Origin of the sequence: Corynebacterium sp. HMSC071F07, assembly GCF_001810285.1 — a bacterium.
GTDB classification, from domain to species: domain Bacteria; phylum Actinomycetota; class Actinomycetes; order Mycobacteriales; family Mycobacteriaceae; genus Corynebacterium; species Corynebacterium simulans.
In genome coordinates this window covers 6,371-22,011 of sequence record NZ_KV800697.1, presented here as the reverse complement: position 1 = coordinate 22,011, position 15,641 = coordinate 6,371, and the positions used below count along the sequence as shown (strand labels likewise).

Below are 15,641 nucleotides of genomic sequence, written 5' to 3'. Positions count from 1 at the left end.
TCGATGGTTGTGCTCTCCATCGGCTGCGGCCTTATCTTCGCGCGCCTGCTTACTGATAAAGACTGGTCGCTGGGCCGGCTTATCGATTTCTCGCGCCAACCACACGATTCGCGCTACTAAAACGCCGCATTAATGGGGCAGGTGGAAAAGGCCCTGGGAATCTTGCTCCGCGAGGCCGTCGTCAAGCAGCGAAGCCAACGCCCGCGAGCGTTGCGCCGCATCGGGCCACACCACATCGATTTTGCTCTTCGGCACCGGGGCATCGGCGCCGCGCAGGACATCCAGAATCAGCCCACGCACCTGGCGGTCGGTGCCTTGGAATTTCTGCACGCGTTTTTTGGCCTTGGAAAGCTCGGCCTCACTAGGCTGCGGGCAGCCCGCCAGCTGCCAGGCACAACCTTCGCGTAGCGGGCACCCTTCACAATTGGGGGCCTTTGCCGTGCATACCAAAGCACCGAGTTCCATGAGCGCGGCCGAAAAACGTGGACCATTTCTGGCGGGAGGAGTTTTTCCACGGCGGAAAGTTCCTTCTTAGAAGGCTGCGGCTGCAGGAAGCGGCCGTCCACGGCGCGCGCATAAACTCGGCGGACATTGGTATCAACCACCGGCACGTTGCGCTTGTAGTGGAAACAAGCCACCGCCCGCGCCGTGTAATCGCCGATGCCGGGCAGTTTCAGCAGCTTCTCGACGTCGCTTGGTACCGGCTTTTCACCTATGGCCTGTGCACACTCCCACAAGCGCAACGCGCGCCGGGGATAACCCAGCTTGCCCCACGCGCGCAGCACCTCCGCGCGGGAGGCCGCCGCAAAGTCGGCCGGGGTAGGCCACCGCTGCATCCATTCCTCCCACACCGGAGTCACCCGTGCGACCGGAGTCTGTTGGCTCATGACCTCACTGAGCAGGACGCCCCACGCGGAGGTACCGGGGCGGCGCCAGGGGAGGGGACGCTCGGCTGAATCAAACCAGTCCAAAAGAGCAGCGGTGTTAATCATCGGGAAACAGTGTAAGCCAGCCGGCGTTCGGGACTACAGTTGAATCCATGCCACTTTCAAAAGTCCCGAAAAATCCCCAAAAAGTTTGGGAAGCCCTACAAGCTGGAAACGAGCGCCTGGTCAGTGGAAACGCTATCTCCGTCAACACTGAGTCGCGCCTCCGCGCCCGGCTAACCCGGGGCCAAGACCCGCGCGTCATCGTGCTGGCATGCTCCGATTCGCGCGCCCCGATTGAGCACGTATTTAACATCGGTTTCGGCGATGCCTTCGTCATTCGTACCGCCGGGCATATCCTGGACAACGCGGTGCTCGCCTCGCTGGACTATGCCTTGGAGAATCTAAACGCCAACCTTCTCGTGGTGATGGGCCACCAGTCCTGCGGTGCGGTGAGCGCGGCCTCGGCGTTCCTGAACGGCGAGATCAACCTGCCGACCGGGCTGCAGCGACCCATCATTGAGAAGGTCGCGGCTTCGGCGCTGCAGGCCAAGCGCCAAGGCCGTGAGACTAGGCCCGATTTCGAGCGCGAGAACACGGCCCAAACGGTCTCTCAGATCATCGCTGATGTGCCGGCGGCGCGGCGGCTTCTCGACGCCGGCACGCTCGGCGTTGTCGGCCTGCGCTACCTGCTGGAAGATTCCAGCGTGGAAACTGTGGTGCGCCACGGCGTGGACTAGGGCCATTTAGGCCTAGACACGCGGCGAGGGCTGGTGCAAGTTTGTCTGTGTCACCCCTTAAAATCGGAAGCGTGACTGATAACCGACGCAAACCCCTGCCCCAAGAGATCTACATGCGCCGCCGCGTTGCTGCGCTGATTGGACTTTTGGTGCTCGTCGGGCTGCTCATCTGGGCAGCGACCAGCATGTTCGGCGGCTCCGATGAGTCGGTGCCTACCGCTGCTACCAGCGCCCGCGGCTCGGAGGCTGTGCCGGAGACCAGCAAGACGAGCGCTGCCCCAACTAGTGATGCGGCATCGAGCAGCGTAAGCGCCGCGCCGAGCAGTGCGGAAAGCAGCGCCGACAGCAGCGCTGCAAACCCAAGCGAGTCTTCGCCTTATCCGGCGCCTAGCGCGGGCGCGGAGCCGGCTAAGAATACCTGCGCCTTGGAGGACTTGGAGATCGTAGGTACTGTCAGCCAACCTAGCTACAGTGAGGGCGAGTACCCAACCTTCTTCATGGAAGTCAAGAACCCTACCGCCGCTGATTGCGTGATTGACCTAGATAAGGACATCCTGCGCTTTGAGGTCTATGACCTTTCCACCAATGAGAAGAAGTGGGCTGATACTGACTGCTTCCCGCCGGTGGATACTGGTGAGGTCACCTTCGAGCCAGGCAAGCAGCGCACCTTCCAGGCTGATTGGTCCCGTAAAATGTCCCAGCCAAACCAGTGCAATGACCGTGCACCGGCCCCGGTGGGTGGCTACTTCATGCACGCAGTTATTGGTAACCACGCCTCGAAGGCAGAAACCTTCAACCTCGATAGCTAGCGCAAAAGGGCGATGGCCTCGCCCAAAGTTCCAGCTTGCAGCACCCGTATCCCGGCGGCATCCACCTTGCCCGCCGGGACGATTGCGTTTTCATAGCCCAAGCGCGCGGCCTCGCTCAAGCGGCGATCCAGGTTGGGCACGCGGCGCAGCTCGCCAGCCAGGCCCACCTCACCGATGACCACCGTCTTGGGCGGTAGCGGCTTTTCATGCAAGGAGGACCAGGTGGCAAGCGCTACGGCAAGATCCGTGGCGGTCTCCTGGATGCGCACGCCGCCCACGGTGGCGACGTAGGCGTCTTTGTCATTGGTGCGCTCTCCTGCGCGTGCCTGCAGCACCGCCAGCACCATGGGCACGCGGTTGGAGTCCAATCCCGTGACCACGCGGCGCGGGTTCTTTGCCACTGGATCCACGGTGAGCGCCTGAACCTCCGCGAGCATGGGGCGTACACCGTCCATGGCAACGGTGACCGCGGAGCCATCCGGCGTGCTCCCGCGGTGGGAGAGGAAGAGCCCAGAAGGATCTGCTACCTCGCGAATGCCGCCGGAAGTCTGCTCGAAACATCCCACTTCATCGGTGGCGCCGAAGCGGTTCTTGATGCCGCGCAGCATGCGTAGGCTGGACTGCCTGTCACCCTCGAAGTTCAACACCACGTCAACCAAGTGCTCGAGTACGCGGGGACCTGCAACGTTGCCGTCCTTGGTTACGTGGCCCACAAGCAGCACCGGAATGCCGGTGGACTTTGCCAGGGTGGTTAGCGCCGCAGTGACCGCGCGTGACTGGGCCACGCCGCCAGCTACGCCCTCGACGCCTGCCGCATGCATGGTCTGTACAGAGTCCACGATGATAAGGCTGGGCTTGAGTTGTTCAACGTGGCCGAAGACTACGTCCAAGTTAGACTCGGCGGCTAGGTAGAGGGTCTCGTGGAGCGCGTCGGTGCGCTCGGCACGCGCCCTTACCTGGCCCGCTGACTCCTCTGCGGTGACATATAGCGCCGTGCGTTCGAGCTGCGCCCACCTTGAAGCCACCTCCAGCAGCAACGTTGACTTACCAACGCCGGGCTCGCCGGCCATGAGTACAACCGAGCCTGGAACGATGCCTTTGCCCAAAACACGGTCTAACTCGCCGATACCCGTGTTGATGGTTTTAGTAGCACTCGCCCCAATCTTGGTGATGGGTTGCGCCGGGCTGGAAGGCGTTAGACCCTTGACCATCTGCCCGGTCACCGCAGCCGAGGCAGCCGTGCCCTCAGAAGCAGCCGGGGCGGATTCCTGCAGCGTTCCCCACGAGCCGCAATCTGGGCAGCGGCCTAGCCACTTCGGAGAGACGTAGCCACACTCGGAACAGGTGTGGATTGGACGCGATTTCTTAGCCATGCCAGTAACTCTAAAACACCCGCCGGACACGAGCGCCAACGAGAAACCCCGCACTTAGAAGTGCGGGGTCGAAGGGTTAATTAAAGGGCTTATTTCACCCGGAGGCTTAGTGGTGAGATGCCTCAGGGGACTCGGTGGTAAAGCCCTCGGTGGACTCAACGTCGCGGTTGTACTCACCGGACTTCAGCGGGGAAGCGGCAACAGCTGCGTCCACCTCGATGGTGCCGTTGTTGAAGGTGAAGGTAACCGGGCGGGAGCCGGCGTAGCCAAAGTCCTCATTCTCGAGGGAGGTCTCGACGTACTGAACGTTCTTGTTCTTCTTGTCCTTCTTCAACTCTTCCAGGTTCTTGGCGGAATCAGCGATGATGGACTGGTCACGGGCCATCGGCTTCGTGGAGCCCAACTCTACGTCCTGGCCATCGACGGAAACGGACTCCAGGGTGACGTCAGAAACGTCGTAGCCCTGGTTGACGGCAACGAACTTCAGGGAAGTCTCACCGGAATCCGGCTCAACCTGGATAGTGACGTCGCGGACTGCGACAGCGCCGTCCTCGGTAGCAGCGGAGGAACCATCGACAGCCGCAACCTTCTGGGAAGTTTGAGTGATGTGGCCTGCCGAGCAGGAAGCCAGAGCCAGCGCAGACAGGGCGGTTACGGAAATGATGGCACCGCGACGAGCGGCGGTCTTCAAGGGCTGCACTTTGAGGGTCCTCCATAGATTGCGATCACAAAGCTTATCAACGCTTTAGCCTAGTACCTTTCCGCCCCAAGTACACAGTTTCCTCTAAACCCGTTGGGTAGGTGGCGGGGTAATACGGGGGTAGACCATGGGCGTCGACAAGCGCAAAAGCTCTACGTGCTAAACTAGTTGCCCTGTATGCGTGCCGCGCGAGGCACGAACATTAAACAAGGAGTGGGAATGGAATTTAAGGTCGGAGAGGTCGTCGTCTACCCGCACCACGGTGCTGCCAGGATTACTGACATTGAGCAGCGTGAGATGGGCGGCGAGACCCTGGAGTTCCTCGTCCTCCAGATCAACCAGTCTGACCTTGTGGTTCGAGTGCCTTCGAAGAACGCCGAGACCGTCGGTGTGCGTGACGTCGTGGGCAAGGAAGGCCTCGAGCGCGTCTTCTCCGTTTTGCGTGAGCTCGACGTGGAAGAGGCCGGCAACTGGTCCCGCCGTTACAAGGCAAACCAGGAGCGCCTAGCCTCTGGTGACATCAACAAGGTCGCGGAAGTGGTTCGTGACCTGTGGCGCCGTGACCAGGATCGCGGCCTGTCTGCTGGTGAGAAGCGCATGCTTACCAAGGCTCGCCAGATTCTCGTGGGCGAGCTCGCGCTGGCTTCCCCGGTCGATGAAAAGAAGGCCGACACCATGATGGAAGAAATCGATGCCACCATCGAGCGTCACCGCGCTGCCGGCATCGTGGAGGACAAGTCCATCACCACCGATATCGACAATGACATCGATCTCGATGACCTCTCCTTCGACGACGAAGACTAAAGTCTACGGCCTCATCGCGGCCGCAGGCATGGGCACCCGCTTGGGCGCCGAATTGCCGAAGGCTTATGTTGCGCTGGAAGGTCGCACTTTGCTGGAGCGTTCTGCGGCGGCAATGGGTGAGGTCTGTGACGAATTGATCGTCACCGTCAGCCCCGAGATGGAAGAGCACGCACGCGCCCTGCTGCCCGGCGCTCACTTGGTCCACGGCGGCGGCGAGCGCGCTGACTCCGTATGGGCTGGCCTCCAGCACATCCCCGACGATGCCATCGTCCTGGTTCACGACGCCGCCCGCGCGCTGACCCCGCCCGAGATGATCGCACGCGTTGCCGACGCCGTCCGCAGCGCCCCCGCGGTTATCCCGGTGTTGCCGGTCGCGGACACCATCAAGGTCGTCGACGAGCACCGCGTCGTATCCACCCCGGACCGTTCAAAGCTGCGCGCGGTCCAAACCCCGCAGGGCTTCAGCGTGGCTAAGCTGCGCGAAGCGAACGAAGCCTACTTCTCAGGCCAGCAAGAATTCGTGGCCACCGATGATGCCAGCCTGATGGAATGGTTCGGCGTCCCCGTTACGACCGTCGAGGGCGACCCACTAGCTTTCAAAATCACCACGCCCATCGATCTCACGCTGGCCACGGCGATTTTAAACAAGGAGCTATCATGACCCAGCCGATCATCCCGCGCGTAGGCATTGCCACAGACGCCCACCAGATTGAGGAAGGCAAGCCCTGCTGGATTGCTGGGCTGCTTTTCGACGACGCCGATGGCTGCGAGGGCCACTCCGACGGCGACGTGGTCAGCCACGCGCTTGTCGATGCCCTCTTGTCCGCCTCCAACCTCGGTGACTTGGGCTCGTTCGTGGGTGTGGGGCGCAAAGAATACGACAACGTTTCGGGCGAGCGCCTGCTGCGCGAGTGCCGTGAACTGCTTGAAGAAAATGGCTTCGTGATTGGTAACGCCGCAGCTCAGCTGGTGGGACAAACCCCGAAGATGGGCCCGCGCCGTGAAGAGGCCGAGCGCGTGCTCAGTGAAATTTTAGGCGCTCCCGTTTCCGTCTCCGCTACCACCCCCGCCCCCCGGGGCTTCACCGGCCGCTCCGAAGGCCGCGCCGCGGTGGCGACGGCGGTGGTCTGGAAACAGTAATTCCCGGGAAAGGCGCGCGTGGAAGGCGCATCGCCGTGACTTAAAGCAACCGCAAACAGCCAAGCGCCCATAGCCTAGAATGGTCAGGGTGAGTAACCTACGCATTTATGACACCGCCACCCGTAGCCAACGCGATTTCGTGCCCGTTAAAGAGGGCCACGCCTCGATTTACTTGTGTGGTGCCACCCCGCAGGCACAGCCGCACATCGGCCACCTGCGCTCCGGCGTAGCCTTTGACATTCTGCGCCGCTGGCTCATGGCGCAGGGCCTGGACGTCGCCTTCGTGCGCAACGTCACCGACATCGATGACAAGATTCTCACCAAGGCCGCAGATAATGGCCGCCCCTGGTGGGAGTGGGTTTCCACCTACGAGCGTGAGTTCAGCAAGGCCTACAACACCCTGGGCGTTCTGCCGCCATCGGTAGAGCCGCGCGCCACGGGATTCGTTACCCAGATGGTGGACTACATGCAGCGGCTTATCGACGCCGGCTTTGCCTACGCGGTATCTGACGATACCGCGGGGGCAGACGGAACCGGCTCCGTCTACTTCGACGTCCAAGCCTGGGTCGCGGCCGAGAATTCTGATTACGGCTCCCTGTCCGGCAACCGCGTCGAGGAGATGGAGCAGGGCGAAGACCCAGAGGCTCTCAAGCGCGGAAAGCGCGGGCCGCAGGACTTCGCGCTGTGGAAGGCCGCCAAGCCTGGCGAGCCTTCTTGGCCTACCCCGTGGGGCCGCGGACGCCCCGGCTGGCATTTGGAGTGCTCGGCTATGTCCACCTACTACTTGGGCGGCGAATTCGACATTCACTGCGGTGGCCTCGACCTGCAGTTCCCGCACCACGAGAACGAGGTCGCGCAGTCCCATGCCGCCGGCGATAAGTTTGCCAATTACTGGATGCACAACCACTGGGTGACCATGGCCGGCGAGAAGATGTCCAAGTCCCTGGGCAACGTGCTGGCCATCGACAACATGCTGGAGATCGTCCGCCCGGTCGAGCTGCGCTACTACCTCGGCTCCGCGCACTACCGCTCCGTGCTGGAATACTCCGAGGCAGCCCTCACCGAGGCCGCTGCCGGCTACCGCCGCATCGAGGACTTCGTGAACAAGTTCGACGACCTCGTCGTAGGAGACTGGACCCCGGCCTTCGAGGACGCCATGAACGACGACATCGCCGTTCCGAAGGCACTGGCTGAGATTCACACCAACGTGCGCGCAGGCAATAAGGCCCTGGGCTCTGGCGATGAGGCTCAGGCACGGCAAATTGCCGAGTCTGTTCGTGCCATGGCCGCAGTACTGGGCTTTGATCCTTTGGCTGAACAGTGGAAAGATGGGGCGTCGACAAGCACTGCGGATACAGCGCTGGACGCACTCGTCCAAGCAGAACTGGAGCGCCGCACCCAAGCCCGCGCGGAGAAGGACTGGGCCACTGCGGACGCCGTCCGCGACCGCCTCGCCGCAGCTGGCATCACCATCACTGACACTGCCGACGGCCCCACCTGGTCGCTGGCCTAAGGAGAATTCATGGCACGTACGCACGGCCGCGGCGGCGCGGGCATCCGCAAGACAAACAAGAAAGGCGCCACTAAGGGCAGTGGCGGCCAGGTAAAGAAGGGCCTTGAGGGCAAGGGGCCAACGCCTAAGGCAGAGGATCGCGTCTACCACGCGAAGCACAAGGCCAAGCTGGAGCGCGAGCGCCGCAACTCGGGCCGCCACCAGAAGGAGACGGCGGAGATGGTCGTCGGCCGCAACCCGGTTGTCGAGTGTCTGCACGCGAAGGTGCCTGCTACCTCGCTGTACATCGTGCAGGGCACCCGCAACGATGCGCGCCTGTCGGAGGCCGTGGCCATTGCGAATTCCCGCAACATTCCTATCCTTGAGATTCAGCGTCACGAGATGGATCGCATGACCGGCAACGGTTTGCACCAGGGCATTGGCCTGCAGATTCCGCCTTATAAGTACGCGGACTTCCATGACCTGATGGACCGCGCGAAGGACGCTGGCGAGCCGGGCATGTTTGTCATTCTGGATAACATCACCGACCCGCGTAACTTGGGCGCGGTTATCCGCTCCGTTGCGGCGTTCGGCGGCCACGGCGTCATCATTCCGGAGCGTCGCTCCGCGTCGGTGACTGCAGTGGCGTGGCGTACTTCCGCGGGTACCGCAGCACGCTTGCCCGTCGCGCGCGTGACCAACGTGACCCGCACCGTGCAGGAATTCCAGAAAGCCGGCTACCAGGTCGTTGGCCTAGACGCCGGCGGCGAGCACACGCTCGACACCTACACGGGTGGCAAGGATCCCGTGGTCATCGTCATCGGCTCTGAGGGAAAGGGCATCTCCCGCTTGGTCCGCGAGAACTGCGATGTCATCATGTCCATCCCGATGACCGGTTGGGTTGAGTCCTTAAACGCATCCGTTGCTGCGGGTGCAGTGCTTTCGGAGTTTGCTCGGCAGCGTCGCGCTGCGAAGTAACACGTAATTTGGAAGGCGTCGCGTTGTGCGGCGCCTTTTTGCTTGCCTCCAATGCGTCTGCTGGGCAGCTACCGCCGTCCTGGTTGCAAATGCCCAGGGCTGGAAACCCAGACCTCCTGCTCGCATTTTCACGCGCTTGCCGACGCCCTGCAATCCACCAGAGAGCTGCGGATTGAGGCCTGGGTATTTGCGCGGAGTTGATGAATCTGCGAAAGGTAACTTTTGACACTTGAACGCGGTTTAGGGGCAGCGTATATCTTTTAGTAGCGCGCGCTATAAGTTCAGATTCTTCTCAAGAAAGGAATGCTTATGAAAGTGAGCATGTCTAAGCGAGCAGTTTCAGTAACTCTCGCAGGTTTGTTGGCGTTGGGTGGTACAGGTGTTGCTGGGGCCACGATTGTAAATATCGATGGCGGCACGTGGGACTACGGTACGGGTAGTGGCCAAGTTTGGTCGCACTACTTTCACAATGGGGTGCGGCACGGTTCAACTGCTGTTGGTACCTTCAAGTCGGATAGCGGTTGCGTCAACAAAAACACTTGGTCACGAGCAACAGCTCCCAAGAAGTCCTCTGGAAATAAGTCCTACTACCGACACTGCTAAGGCTCGATGAAAACTTCAGTCAGACTACTAACCGTAGGGATTTTGCTCTCTACGGTTATTAGCGCATTCATTGCCTTTGTCGGAGCCAGCCTCTTATCGACTCTGGATTACCGGCTTGGCAACGAGTTTGTCCAGATCGAAGACTTCAAACCTGACAGTCACACAGAAACACTGTTTCCTGAGTTTTCTGAATTTGCGCGGGACTCAGGATTTGACGTATCGATTTATTACGCCTCGCTAGCTGATTCGGATGGTGAGGTGCGAATCTACTCCTCGGCTCTGCCTTCAGGTGCAGCTAACTTTGAGTCTCAAAAGTTTCAGAGAGGCGAAAAGCTTGTTTGGTATCCATTGTCGGAAATTCCGACTAAGGAACCGCGCCAAGTTTTTAACATTAAAGGATCGGAAAACGACGCTCGAGACCTAACGACATGGTTGGAGGAGCGCGGGTATTCCGTGATAGGGCTCCAGAACTTGACTTGGAGCATCGTCATGACTTCGTCGCTGCCTTTGTTGGTCGCGGCTGCTTTTCTACTCGCGCTCGTGTTGGGTGGCGGGCACTGCCTAGTGCGGGCTCGCGAAATCGGCATTCACAGACTTTTGGGGCTAAAGCTATCGCAGACGCTAAGGCTTGATGTAACGCGGCTTGCCAAGCAAACATGGCTACCATTTTTTCTTGCGATCATTTTTATTGCGGCGGCATTGTATCTTTACAACGACTGGGCAGAAGCGACGTTGTTTTGGGCCTTTTTCGGCGTTTCTGTGTTGCTCCAATGGGTCGGTTTGGCGCTGGGCTATGTGCTCGGGCAGTTATTGGTTCGAAATATTTCGATCCCGCAGGCCATCAAAGGCAAGGTTCGGGCGCGTCCAATTACCTACGCTCTGTATGCTGTCCGGCTATTGGCACTCTTGACGAGCCTGACGGCACTTTCGCAGATGGTTGATACCGGTGCTGAGGTGTCCGCGCGAGAGGAATTGCAACCGTATTGGAGCGGACATGCCAATGAGCAAGAGTTTGCCCTGAGCTCGAATATCACTCCGGATGAAAAAGAACAGGCTGCAGCTGCAGCGCCCTTGCGTCAGGCGGACCGCGAAGGAAAGCTACTCTTAGCGGATCCTTTTTGGCTTACCTGGCCGACTCAACTGGAAGCCCCGGTTATTCTCAGCAACCATCGGTTCGCCGTTCAAGCTGGTGTTTCCCTTCTGAAGAAGACGTAACCGTTTGTGCTCCCGTTGCCCTCAGTGAAGAATCCAAACAGACGATTATTGACTCCGTTGCATTTGAAGCCGAACTCGCGAAGAAGAAAGTTCCAGATTTTAACTGGAAAGAGGATTGTTCGCTTGGGCAAGTCTTTTCCTATGACGTTGAGCTGCGGCCAGTAATTAATGACCCCATTGTGGTCTCGTTACCAGTGGGGCTTGAAGCTATCGGTGACCGGAATTTACTCGCGAAAGCCTCGCAGAAAGTCCTCCTTGCCATCGAGCCAACTGTCGTTGGTGAGCTGAAAGATGGGACGGTGGGCAAGGTGCTTGCCACGGCACAACCGCATGCTGATTCCTGGCGATCGTCCCTTGAGGAAGCCAAAGATCAATTCAGCCTTTGGTCGTTAAATACGGTCGTAGCGATATTACTGGTTTCCTTGTTAATCGTCGCGGGGCTTTTCAGTTTCCAGGTGGCGTTCCGGCGAGAGCTCTATGTTTCCTTCATTTGTGGGCGCAGCCCGTGGAAGATGTGCAGGAAGATTCTGCTGGCCGAGCTATTCTTTTTCGTTACCACCATCGGCTGGGTTTTGTATCGTTTGCGCGAGCATAAGGAACAACTGGAATCGCACTATCCATCAACGTGGTCGATGGGGTTTGAAAACAGGTGGTCCACGGCAACCGTTCTTGCTGTCGTCGCATTTTCGATCGTGTGGATGTGTATTTCAATCGGTTTGACCTGGTGGATTAGTGCGCGAAATCAAATGCGCTGGACAGACAGCGAGGGAAATTAGGATATGGAAATTCAGGTTGAAGACCTTCACTACAGTGTGAAGGGAAAAATGATTCTTTCCGGCCTTACGCGGTCTTTTGCGGCTGGCCGGGGGACTGCATTAACCGGCGTCTCCGGAAGTGGGAAAACCACCCTGTTGAACCTCTTGGGCGGTCTGATCTCGCCGGACAAAGGCTCAATCATGTGGGATGGAAACAACATTGCATCGCTATCGGCAGGTCGACTGCGCAAGTATCGACGCGAATGCGTTGGGTATCTTTTTCAAGATTACGGCTTGGTTCCTGACCTCACCGTTGTCGACAACGTGAAGCTCGCAGCCAGTAACGTTTCGCGCCGTGCTTTCGATGAGGCGCTAGACAGCGCTTTGGCGCAGGTCGGTTTACGAGGCTATGAAAAGCGTGTGGTCAGCGGCTTGTCGGGCGGCGAACAACAACGAGTAGCCTTGGCGAGGATCCTCATTTCTAAGCCCAAAATCGTATTGGCGGACGAGCCAACCGGTGCGCTTGACGAGGACAATGCTCAGCTGGTTGTTGAACACCTCCGTGCTTTCGCTGACCAAGGCGCCGTTGTCGTCGTCGCGACGCATTCCAAGCATGTAGCTGACCAAGCAGACTGCGAGGTAACGCTTTAGTGTGGCGATTGAAATACTCGGATATGCCGTGTCTGCTTGCAGGCATCCGAGACGATGAGCAATCGATACTCGATGAGCTAAGACGTTACTTCCTCTGGCCCCAGGTTGAATGTGTGTCCACTCAAAGGGAGCTGCTGAATGCATTGTCTGGCTCACAGGAGCAATTGCTGGTGTTGTGCGAGCGCAAAGACTCGGCGACCTGGGTATGGGATATACAAGAGTTAAAGAGCAGCGATTTCATTTACTTGGTGGATTATTCACGGCATTCGCGTGAGAAGCTTCAAACGGCAATCAATTTGGGCGCGTCTGCATATTGCGTCGTTACCCGGGAAGCTCGCTCCGGCCATGGGGGCCTTAAAATAAGTTGTTGCTTTGAAATAAACGGCGTAGCTGTTGGGACAATGCCTGAACCAGATATGCAGCGAAACCTCGAGCGACTGTCCGCAATTCAGCTTCGAATTTTAAACGGAATTGTATGTGGGCACTCAAATTATGGCATCGCGGAGGAAACACATCTTTCTGTGCCGATGATCAAGAAAATAGTTTCCCAGCTGCTCGACATCTTTGCTGCAGAGAACAGAGTCCAGTTAGCCATAAAAACCTTACCCGCTATGGGTTGAGCTGCCATCCTGTTGCAAATGCCCAGGGCTGGGTAAGTAGCGGGGAGGCGAGCCGCGGGGCTATAAGCCGAAGAAGTCCTCCACCACCTGGGCCGCGATGAAGCTATCGGTATTCGGGCCCAAGCGCGCGTCGAGCTCGTTGCCCGAGGGGATGACGTGGCCCACGCCTTCCATGGTCCACAGTTCGACGGGGTTGTCACCTTCCCAGGAATGCAAAGACACATCAGAAAACGGGCGGGTTACCTTGGCCTTAGAGCAACCGTTCATCGTGGCGAAGCGCTGCGCAGTCCACAACGCGGAAGTAACCTCGCCGCGGGAGCTATTCGCGAGGCCAGCGTGGCCGCCTTCATAAGGCGCTAACGGGTCCGCAGTGCCGTGCATCATGAGGATTGGGGTGGGCGTATAGCCCTCGGGGTTAGACGGCGCATGGTTAGCGCCGCTGCCCATCGTCGAGGCGAAGATGCAGGCACCGTCGAGGAAGCCCGGGGCATCGAAAAGCAGGCGAATTACCATCTGCCCGCCGTTGGAATAACCGCAGGCGAAGGTGCGCTGCGTGCCGTATTCCTCCTGTACGGTGGCGGCGACGTGTTGGAGAAAGGCGACGTCGTCAATGCCAAGCTCACGGGCCTTGACCGGAAGCACCGCGCGGGCGTCGTTGAAGTGCCTATCCACGCCGTCGGGGTAGACAACCACCGTGCCCGTGCGGGCGGCGAGCTCGTCGAAAGTACCGTTTGTAAAGCGCCGCATCACGCTGCCATTTTGCAGCGAACCGTGGAGGAAAAGCAGCAGGTTCGGACCGGGATTTTCCGGCGCGACGACGGTGTACTTACGCTTGAATCCCTGAAATTCCACGATGGTCATGGAACAAAAGTTCAGTCGGGGTGGGCGCAGGTTTCGTCGTGTGTGCTGGTGTGGTGCTTTTCCGAATCGCTGCGGCCCTCGAAGTGAGCTTTGGTGACGCGGGCGGCGGCGATGTCGTCGCGCACGGCACGGCGGTTGCGCAGCCAGCCCACGAGGCGGCAAACCAGGTAAATGACAAAAGAAATTGTGGTGACGAAGACCGAGACTGGCAAGCCTGGTGCTAGCGAGAGGATGAGGCCACCCACGGCGGCGACCTCGGCGAAAAGCGTGGACCACAGCACCGCGCGCACCGGCGAGGAGGTGATCTGCACTGCTGCTGCGCCCGGTGTAATCAGCAGCGCCATGACCAACAGCGAACCGACAATCTGCACTGACTGCGCCGCGGTAAGGCCCACCAGAATGGCAAAGCCTACGGAGATAGCGCGCACTGGTACGCCGGCTGCCTGCGCCATGACCGGGTCGGCGGAAGCGAAAAGCAGCGGGCGCCAGAAGAGCAACACGACGCCCACGATGATGACGGTAGTCAGCGCCAGCAGCCACACCGAGGCCGCGGAAACACCCACGATCTGGCCGGTCAGCAGCGTCATCGCCGTATTGGAATTGCCCGGATAGAGATGCAAAAACAGCACCGATAGACCAAGGCCAAAGCTCATCACCACGCCAATCGCGCTGTCTTGCTGGCCTTTCAGCCCCAACACCGCCAGGATGATGGCGGCCACGATGGCGCCCGCGATGGCACCGAAGCCTAAGTTAAATCCGAAAAGCAGGGCAGCCGAAGCGCCCATCAGGGCGAGCTCAGACGTCGCGTGCACTGAAAAGGACATCTGGCGCAGCACGATGAGTGAGGTCATCACACCAGAGAGGATGCCCAGCAGCGCGCAGGCCCACAGAGAAGACTGCACGAAATCGACGCCGAGCAGATACTGGGTGTCTTCGAAAAACTTATTAGACAACGATGAGTCTCCCATCGACCTCGATGACGTTGACCTTGGAACCATACAGCTCAGACAAGACATCCGAGCGCATAACCTCATCCACAGCGCCAAACATGTGGCCATGCGGGGCGATGTAGAGCACCTTGTCCACCACGCCTAGCACCGGGTTGATGCCGTGCGTCACGAACAACACGGAGGTGCCGCGTTCTTTGCGCCAGCGGTCGAGCTTTTCCACGGTCGCTTGCTGGCGGGCAGGATCGAGCGAGAGTAATGGTTCGTCGGCAAGGATGAGCTGCGGGTCATTGGCCAGCGCCTGGGCCTGCCGGATGAGCTGTTGCTGACCGCCCGAAAGCTGCCCCACGCGGCGCTCGGCGATGCCGGTGGCACCCACCTCAGCGAGGAGTTCGTCGACGCGGGCGCGGGAGGGGCGTCGCTTAGCGATGGCCCCGTGTGCCAACGACAGTGAGACCAAATCCCGGGCGCGCATGGGAAGATCCTGCGGAAACATGCGCTGCTGCGGAATGAAACCAACCCGCGAATTGACGTCCACGCGCCCTCCGGTGAGCTGGCGCGTGCCCAGGATGGTGCCCAGCAAGGTGGACTTGCCCACGCCGTTTGGCCCCAAGACGGCGATGAATTCGCGCTTGTCGACGCCCAGGTTGAGCCCCGACCACAGCGGTTCCACGGCCGCTTCATGAAATTGAACCAGCACTAAGCTGCCTCGATGTGGTCCACGGCCTGCTCGTAGTAGTCGAGGAAGTTCGTGCCCTCTGGTGGGGTCTCGCCGATTTCCACGATAGGGATGTGGCGCTCCTCAGCTGCCTTGTGGATGCGCGAGGAGATATCGGTCTCGGTCTGTGGGTTATAAATCAGCAGATCGACCTTGTCTTTCTTGATGGCCTCTAGGAAGCGTGCGAGGTCGGCGGCAGTCGGTTCGCCCTCAGACACGGTGGCCTTGCGGAAGCCCTCCGGCGTCACGTCCAAAGCAGGGGTGTACTTCATGATGTAGTCCGCAATCGGCTCGGTCTGCGCATAGTTG

Annotated in this window: 18 protein-coding genes and 1 pseudogene; 12 read left to right on the top strand and 7 right to left on the bottom strand. The window is 59.6% G+C overall.

Annotated features, from left to right (window positions below; genetic code table 11):
• Window positions 1–129 precede the first annotated feature (129 nt).
• Window positions 130–992: pseudogene (locus HMPREF2724_RS03105) on the bottom strand (A/G-specific adenine glycosylase).
• Window positions 993–1,039: 47 nt separating this feature from the next.
• On the opposite strand from HMPREF2724_RS03105, the gene HMPREF2724_RS03100 reads away from it, so the two are divergent.
• The gene (locus HMPREF2724_RS03100) at window positions 1,040–1,666 is read left to right on the top strand and encodes a carbonic anhydrase (RefSeq protein WP_062043297.1); all 627 of its coding nucleotides are present in this window, start codon (window positions 1,040–1,042) and stop codon (window positions 1,664–1,666) included.
• A gap of 71 nt (window positions 1,667–1,737) precedes the next feature.
• The gene (locus HMPREF2724_RS03095; protein WP_082778653.1) at window positions 1,738–2,475 is read left to right on the top strand and encodes a hypothetical protein; all 738 of its coding nucleotides are present in this window, start codon (window positions 1,738–1,740) and stop codon (window positions 2,473–2,475) included.
• On the opposite strand, the gene radA is transcribed toward HMPREF2724_RS03095, so the two are convergent.
• Both radA and HMPREF2724_RS03085 read right to left on the bottom strand, forming a co-directional pair.
• A complete protein-coding gene (gene radA, locus HMPREF2724_RS03090) occupies window positions 2,472–3,848 on the bottom strand; it encodes a DNA repair protein RadA (protein WP_062043300.1) in 1,377 nt (458 codons plus the stop codon). The two genes, HMPREF2724_RS03095 and radA, sit on opposite strands and share 4 nt — an antisense overlap.
• 106 nt (window positions 3,849–3,954) lie before the next feature.
• Window positions 3,955–4,548 carry a hypothetical protein gene (locus HMPREF2724_RS03085; RefSeq protein WP_061924658.1) on the bottom strand — a complete coding sequence of 198 codons (594 nt, stop codon included), beginning with the start codon at window positions 4,546–4,548 and terminating at the stop codon, window positions 3,955–3,957.
• Window positions 4,549–4,767: 219 nt separating this feature from the next.
• On the opposite strand from HMPREF2724_RS03085, the gene HMPREF2724_RS03080 reads away from it, so the two are divergent.
• The 10 genes from HMPREF2724_RS03080 (at window position 4,768) to HMPREF2724_RS03040 (ending at window position 12,806) form a co-directional block, all read left to right on the top strand.
• Window positions 4,768–5,352: a CarD family transcriptional regulator gene (locus HMPREF2724_RS03080; RefSeq protein WP_061924655.1), complete on the top strand. Its 585-nt coding sequence runs from the start codon at window positions 4,768–4,770 to the stop codon at window positions 5,350–5,352.
• Entirely contained in the window at window positions 5,324–6,013 is a 690-nt protein-coding gene (gene ispD / locus HMPREF2724_RS03075) for a 2-C-methyl-D-erythritol 4-phosphate cytidylyltransferase (RefSeq protein ID WP_070587105.1), read from the top strand. Before HMPREF2724_RS03080 ends, ispD begins: the two co-directional genes overlap by 29 nt.
• Complete coding sequence (ispF, locus tag HMPREF2724_RS03070; RefSeq protein WP_070587103.1) at window positions 6,010–6,492, top strand: 2-C-methyl-D-erythritol 2,4-cyclodiphosphate synthase; 483 nt, start codon at window positions 6,010–6,012, stop codon at window positions 6,490–6,492. The genes ispD and ispF overlap by 4 nt, the downstream gene beginning before the upstream one ends.
• A 79-nt stretch (window positions 6,493–6,571) precedes the next feature.
• Window positions 6,572–8,005, top strand: a complete 1,434-nt coding sequence (gene cysS / locus HMPREF2724_RS03065) for a cysteine--tRNA ligase (protein ID WP_070587101.1) — start codon at window positions 6,572–6,574, stop codon at window positions 8,003–8,005.
• Between the two features lie 9 nt (window positions 8,006–8,014).
• The gene (rlmB, locus tag HMPREF2724_RS03060; RefSeq protein ID WP_061924644.1) at window positions 8,015–8,962 is read left to right on the top strand and encodes a 23S rRNA (guanosine(2251)-2'-O)-methyltransferase RlmB; all 948 of its coding nucleotides are present in this window, start codon (window positions 8,015–8,017) and stop codon (window positions 8,960–8,962) included.
• Window positions 8,963–9,265: 303 nt separating this feature from the next.
• Window positions 9,266–9,565, top strand: coding sequence for a lactococcin 972 family bacteriocin (locus HMPREF2724_RS12295; RefSeq protein WP_348967633.1), 300 nt, complete (start codon window positions 9,266–9,268; stop codon window positions 9,563–9,565).
• A 6-nt stretch (window positions 9,566–9,571) separates the two neighbouring features.
• The gene (locus HMPREF2724_RS03055) at window positions 9,572–10,780 is read left to right on the top strand and encodes a hypothetical protein (protein WP_070587097.1); all 1,209 of its coding nucleotides are present in this window, start codon (window positions 9,572–9,574) and stop codon (window positions 10,778–10,780) included.
• Window positions 10,684–11,556: a hypothetical protein gene (locus HMPREF2724_RS03050; protein WP_141748320.1), complete on the top strand. Its 873-nt coding sequence runs from the start codon at window positions 10,684–10,686 to the stop codon at window positions 11,554–11,556. Before HMPREF2724_RS03055 ends, HMPREF2724_RS03050 begins: the two co-directional genes overlap by 97 nt.
• Window positions 11,557–11,559: 3 nt before the next feature.
• Entirely contained in the window at window positions 11,560–12,186 is a 627-nt protein-coding gene (ccmA, locus tag HMPREF2724_RS03045) for a heme ABC exporter ATP-binding protein CcmA (RefSeq protein WP_070587092.1), read from the top strand.
• 8 nt (window positions 12,187–12,194) lie between these two features.
• Complete coding sequence (locus tag HMPREF2724_RS03040; protein ID WP_141748319.1) at window positions 12,195–12,806, top strand: helix-turn-helix transcriptional regulator; 612 nt, start codon at window positions 12,195–12,197, stop codon at window positions 12,804–12,806.
• Between the two features lie 60 nt (window positions 12,807–12,866).
• Here HMPREF2724_RS03040 and HMPREF2724_RS03035 read toward each other — a convergent pair whose 3' ends face one another.
• The 4 genes from HMPREF2724_RS03035 to HMPREF2724_RS13085 all read right to left on the bottom strand — a co-directional run.
• Window positions 12,867–13,667 (bottom strand): CE1 family esterase, encoded by an 801-nt coding sequence (locus HMPREF2724_RS03035; protein ID WP_070432299.1) that lies wholly within the window; start codon window positions 13,665–13,667, stop codon window positions 12,867–12,869.
• A gap of 11 nt (window positions 13,668–13,678) precedes the next feature.
• A complete protein-coding gene (locus HMPREF2724_RS03030) occupies window positions 13,679–14,635 on the bottom strand; it encodes a metal ABC transporter permease (RefSeq protein WP_141748318.1) in 957 nt (318 codons plus the stop codon).
• Entirely contained in the window at window positions 14,613–15,314 is a 702-nt protein-coding gene (locus HMPREF2724_RS03025; RefSeq protein ID WP_070432297.1) for a metal ABC transporter ATP-binding protein, read from the bottom strand. Before HMPREF2724_RS03025 ends, HMPREF2724_RS03030 begins: the two co-directional genes overlap by 23 nt.
• A partial coding sequence (locus tag HMPREF2724_RS13085; RefSeq protein WP_246818193.1) for a metal ABC transporter solute-binding protein, Zn/Mn family occupies window positions 15,314–15,641 on the bottom strand: 328 nt, incomplete at its 5' end. The genes HMPREF2724_RS03025 and HMPREF2724_RS13085, both read right to left, overlap by 1 nt.